This window comes from uncultured Campylobacter sp. (assembly GCF_938018145.1).
In the GTDB taxonomy this organism is placed as follows: Bacteria; Campylobacterota; Campylobacteria; order Campylobacterales; family Campylobacteraceae; genus Campylobacter_A.
Map to the genome: position 1 here is coordinate 1 of NZ_CALIII010000164.1, position 4,835 is coordinate 4,835.

Sequence of the window (4,835 nt, forward strand, 5' to 3'; positions counted from 1 at the left end):
TTTTATCTCGCTAGTCGAGATCATTTGGATATTTATACCTTCGTTTGCTAGCGTTTGAAACGCTAAAGACGCCACTCCCGTGTGGCTTTTCATACCTACGCCTACGACCGAGACCTTAACTATCTCGTCGTTGTATAAAATTTCCCTCGACGCGCTTAGTTTATCCATGCACTCTTTTGCGACGTGAAGCTCGTTTTGCGGTACGGTAAAGCCCAGATTCGTAGTGCCGTCTTGGCCTACGTTTTGGATTATCATATCTACGTTTATGTTTTTTTCTGCAAGCGCGGTGAAAATCTCAGCCGCGATGCCCGGCTTATCTACCACGCCTCTTAAAGTTACTCTAGCTTGGTTTTTATCTAGCGCGATACCGCTTACTAGCACTGCTTCCATACTCTCTTCCTTTGTTATTAGTGTTCCTTCGTTGTGATTAAAGCTGCTTCTGGTGACTAAATTTACGTTTAGCTTTTTAGCTAGCTCGACTGAGCGGTTTTGCAGCACCTTTGCGCCTAGGCTAGCAAGCTCTAGCATCTCGTCGTAGCTGATTTTATCTAGCTTTTTAGCCTTTGGCTCGATGCGAGGATCGGTGGTATAAACTCCGTCTACGTCGGTATAAATCTCGCAAAGATCCGCATCTAGAGCGCCTGCTATCGCCACTGCGCTAAGATCGCTACCGCCTCGTCCCAGAGTCGTCGCGTCGCCCTTTTCGTCTATACCCTGAAAGCCCGCTACGACGACGATCTTGCCCGCCTTTAGCTCCTCTTTCATACGCTTAGTATCTATCGCCTCGATCCTAGCCTTAGTATGCACGCTATCGGTGATGATGCCAGCTAGCCTACCGCTTAGACCCACCGCAGGATAGCCTAAATTTATCAGCGCTATCGTTAAAAGCGCGCAGGTAACGCGCTCGCCGGAGCTAAGCAGCATATCCATCGCCACGCCGTCGGGAGCCTTCGTATAATGCTCGGCGTACTCCACCAGCTGATTAGTCACGCCGCTCATAGCCGAGACCACGACTACGACGTCCGCGCCGCTTTTTTTAGTTTCTATCACTCTTGCGGCGACGTTTTCTATCCTCTCAAGCGTCCCAACGCTCGTGCCGCCGTATTTTTGGACGATTAACATTAAATAAATCCTTTCTCTTTAAAGTAGCCGATAACCTTACCGTAGATCGGCTTTTTGAAGTGGTTTACGTCGCTCAAAACCTCGCTTGAGTTTATAAATCTATATTCGTCAAATTCGGGCTTTTTGGTGTTTATATTTATCTTCGCGCTAGGTCTTAGCCGCACCAAAAAATACTTTTGCGTCTGCCCGTCAAAGTTATAAAATTTCCTACTCGTCGTACCCTCCGGAAAGTCGTAGCTGAGCCACTGCGGATACTCGCTAAGCACGTCCACGTCGTCCGTGCCTATCTCCTCTTTGAGCTCTCTTTTTAGCGCCTCGCGCGGCGTCTCGCCCTCGTCTATACCGCCCTGTGGGAACTGCCAGATACCCGTCATATCGCACCTTTGCGCGATAAATATCCTGCAATCAAACGGATAAGAGGGCGCAAGTATGACCGCCGCGACGTTTGGTCTATATTTTTTTTCCATCTTTTTTTCCGAGAATTTTTAATTGTGGATTTTAACGAAAAATAGTTAAGATATAGCTAAATATCGCTAGCTTAGCGGAAAAATTTGGCGCTTAGGCTTAAAATTTTTATTTAAAATTTAAAATTACGAATTTTACTTTTTGCGGCGCAGTAAAATTCGAGCGTTTTGCTTGGTTATACGTCAAATTTTACCGCCTTGATGGCTAAATTTGAGCCGTCTATTTTAGCTCCAGTATCGCCCGCACCTCTTCGTCGGTAAACAGACTCGCGCTTTCGTGCTTTTTGCGCTCGGGTGCGGATTTTGGCTCGGCGCGCGGCGGCAAATTTTGCGCAGACTCGTTAAAATCAAATAGCGCGGCCTGCGCCGAGTCATCCGAAACGGCCGTTTTCGCGGCTTCGTTTGAGGTAGTTGCTTTACTAAACGAAGCCGTTTGAGTAGCTCCGCCAAACACAAAAGCTTCTTGTTGAACGGTATTTTGAGCACTTTCGGCTAAAACTGCGGTTTTTGGCGCTTCGCTCAAAGAGCCGGTTTGCAAGATATCCTTTTTCTCTCGGCTGCCGTCTCGATACGGCGTAGCGAGCGGCCTATCTTGCAAATTTTGCTCCCTTACGGAAGCTGTTTTTTGCTCGCTCTTAGCCATCAAATTTGGCTCAAATTTAGAGTCGTCAATCGCGTGGCGCGCATTTTCAAATTTAACGTTTTCATCAAATTTGACCGCCGCACTCTCGTCGCGCGCATTAATTTTATCGTCCTGTAAAAACAAAGTTCCATCAGGTAAAAGCTCGTCCCGCTCGTACTGGCGTGCAAAGAGCTCGCTTACGTTGATAGCCTCAGAGTTATTACCGCTTTCTCCGCTCGGCGCCTCCTTGACGCTTTGGCCCAGCTCCTCGATACCCGTTATACGAAGGCTTGGCATCACGGCCTTAAAGCTTTGCAAAATCGGCAAAAAAGAGCCGTCAAATCCATCTAAAATCACTCGCATATTTAGCCTTTTTCAGTTTTTTGGAGCGATTTTATCAAATTTATCTTTTGAGCCGTTTTAAGCTCATCCAAAAGCCGCTTATAACGAAAAACAAAACCGATGCCGAAGCTAAACAAAATATAAATTTACCGACCGCGCCCAAAAAATATCCCGAATGCAAGCTTAAAACCGCTTTATGAATCGCAAAAGGCCTGGGCATCGAGCTTTTAGCGTCGTCAAACCTCGCATGCCTGATAATTTGCCCCTTGGCGGCGTTTATCGTCATCGTATTTACCTTATCGTCCTCTTCCAGCCCTTTGTCAAAGTAAAATATCATAAAATTTTCGCCGTCTTCTTGCGTGATGACGTTAAAAAGCTCGTAATCCTCTCTATCTCGTTTAAAAATATCTATCGCGGCCTCTAAATTTGCTATCTTGCCCTCGTCCTCCAGCGAAAATCCTCGCACCTGCGTAAAGCTCTTTTTTCTAAAAATTTCTTTTTCGCCAAGCGCGTTATTTACGAGCTTTGCCGCCCAGTCATACGACCAGTAAAGCCCCGTAACGCTCATAAAGACTAAAAATAAACAAAGATAAACGCCGGCAAATCCGTGCAGGCTGTACAAAAACGCATAGCCTTTGGCCTTGATTTTTAAAGTAAACGCGCGCATAAATTTAGTTTTAAAACTAGGATAATAGATTATCAATCCAGATATAACCAAGATAACCAAAGCGATAGAGCAAACCGCAACGATATGCTTGCCTATAAGCCGTAGCGTCTCGTTTTTGCTAAGCCCAAGGCCTAAGTTAGTATGTAAATTTAACATTAGTCCGATAAATTTATCGCCGAAATTTTCGCCCGTTATCTCGCCCGTGTATTGATTTACGAAATACGACTTAAACTCGCCTTTAGCATTCGTGCCGGATATGCCTAGAGCGTGGTTTACGTCCGAGTTTATCTTGTAGTAGCTAAGCGTAAAATTTGGTTCCTTAGCTTTAAAAATATCTAAAATTTCTCTCGCGCTAAGCTCTTTTTCGCCTCGCTTGACGAAGGTTTTTTGCGAGTTTGCAAGGTCTATAATCTCGTCGTGATAGGATATGACCGCGCCGCTAAGAGCGACGATAAGCAGCGGTAAAACACAGGCTAGGCTTAAAATCAAATGGACGTTAAACCAAAATTTCTTTTTCTTTAAAAACGGCATCTTTCTCCTTAAATTTAAACTCGAATTTTAAAAATCGGTAGCAGGACGGCGATCGCTACACACCGCCCCGCTTAAATACGGCTAAATTTAAAAATTTACGTTAAATCCGAGTCTATATTTAATCCCGTCGGCGATCAAAATTTCGTAGCGTCCGGATTTTGTCGTTACGTATTCGTTAAAGATATTATAAACGCTAAAATTTACGCTTGCGTTTTTAGTTAGCTTGTAGCTTACGCCCGCGTCAAATAGCGTATAATCCTTTATCTCCTCGTCACCTGGTAGGCCGTAAACGGCTCTGGTTTTACCTAGATAGTTCATCTGCGTCCAGAAATTTAGATCAGGCGTCATATCATAATCAAGCCCTATTTTTACGGTATGTACGGGTAGATTGTTTAGAGATTTACCCTCGTACGCGCCCGATTTTTGCTTTGATCTAGTGTAAACGTAGCTTGAGTGCAGGGCTAAATTTGATAGTATCTGCCAGTCTGAGGCGAGCTCGACGCCCTTTACTTCGGCTTTGCCGATATTTACGCTCTCCCAGATGCCGCGCCTATAGGTCTTGCCGTTATGCACGCAAGGAACGCCCGGGCGTGCGACGCAAACCGGCTTCGTGCCTAGACCGTCTTTTATCCGCGTATAAAACGCCATCGCCGAGACGTTAAGGCTCTCGTCCCTGTATGCGATGCCGGCTTCGTAGTTTAGGCTGGATTCTGGTTTTAGGTCGCTTTTACCCAGCTGCGCTCCCATACCGCCGGCAAAAGGCAGAGCAAGCCCGTCGGTTCGCATCTTGATATCAGGCGTCGAGTAGCCTGCCGATACTCCGCCTTTTAGCGATAAATTTTCGCTTAGATGATATACGGCATATCCGCGCGGCGATACGTGTCCGCCGTAGTCTTTGTCGTGATTATACCTTAGACCGGCAGTTAGCGTGAGCGCGTCGGTTACGTCAAAATCATCTTCGCCGTATAGCGAAAAATCATACCTTTTTACGTTTGCGGCGTCGGCGGTCGTTGCCTTTTCGTTTAGCCTTTCTCTTCTGTATTCAGCCCCCAGACTTAGCGTGTTATTATCAAAAAAATACGTTCCT

The 4,835-nt window shown here is 45.9% G+C and carries 5 protein-coding genes; all 5 read right to left on the minus strand.

The genetic code is table 11. The features are described 5' to 3' along the window. Nucleotides 1-1,122, minus strand: a 1,122-nt coding sequence (locus Q0338_RS03735) for an aspartate kinase (protein ID WP_298085588.1), incomplete at its 3' end; no start/stop codon positions are given. Continuing rightward, nucleotides 1,122-1,589, minus strand: coding sequence for an RNA pyrophosphohydrolase (locus Q0338_RS03740; protein ID WP_122862193.1), 468 nt, complete (start codon nt 1,587-1,589; stop codon nt 1,122-1,124). The genes Q0338_RS03740 and Q0338_RS03735, both read right to left, overlap by 1 nt. Nucleotides 1,590-1,806: 217 nt before the next feature. After that, nucleotides 1,807-2,571, minus strand: a complete 765-nt coding sequence (locus Q0338_RS03745; RefSeq protein ID WP_298085589.1) for a hypothetical protein — start codon at nt 2,569-2,571, stop codon at nt 1,807-1,809. A gap of 40 nt (nt 2,572-2,611) precedes the next feature. After that, nucleotides 2,612-3,748, minus strand: a complete 1,137-nt coding sequence (locus tag Q0338_RS03750) for a PepSY-associated TM helix domain-containing protein (protein ID WP_298085590.1) — start codon at nt 3,746-3,748, stop codon at nt 2,612-2,614. A gap of 87 nt (nt 3,749-3,835) precedes the next feature. Further along, a partial coding sequence (locus Q0338_RS03755; RefSeq protein ID WP_298085591.1) for a TonB-dependent receptor occupies nt 3,836-4,835 on the minus strand: 1,000 nt, incomplete at its 5' end.

Bases quoted from the DNA above. Each gene is read 5' to 3' on its own strand.
- Q0338_RS03750 (WP_298085590.1), bottom strand. From the start codon at position 3,748: ATGCCGTTTTTAAAGAAAAAGAAATTTTGGTTTAACGTCCATTTGATT.
- Q0338_RS03740 (WP_122862193.1), bottom strand. From the start codon at position 1,589: ATGGAAAAAAAATATAGACCAAACGTCGCGGCGGTCATACTTGCGCCC.
- Q0338_RS03745 (WP_298085589.1), bottom strand. From the start codon at position 2,571: ATGCGAGTGATTTTAGATGGATTTGACGGCTCTTTTTTGCCGATTTTG.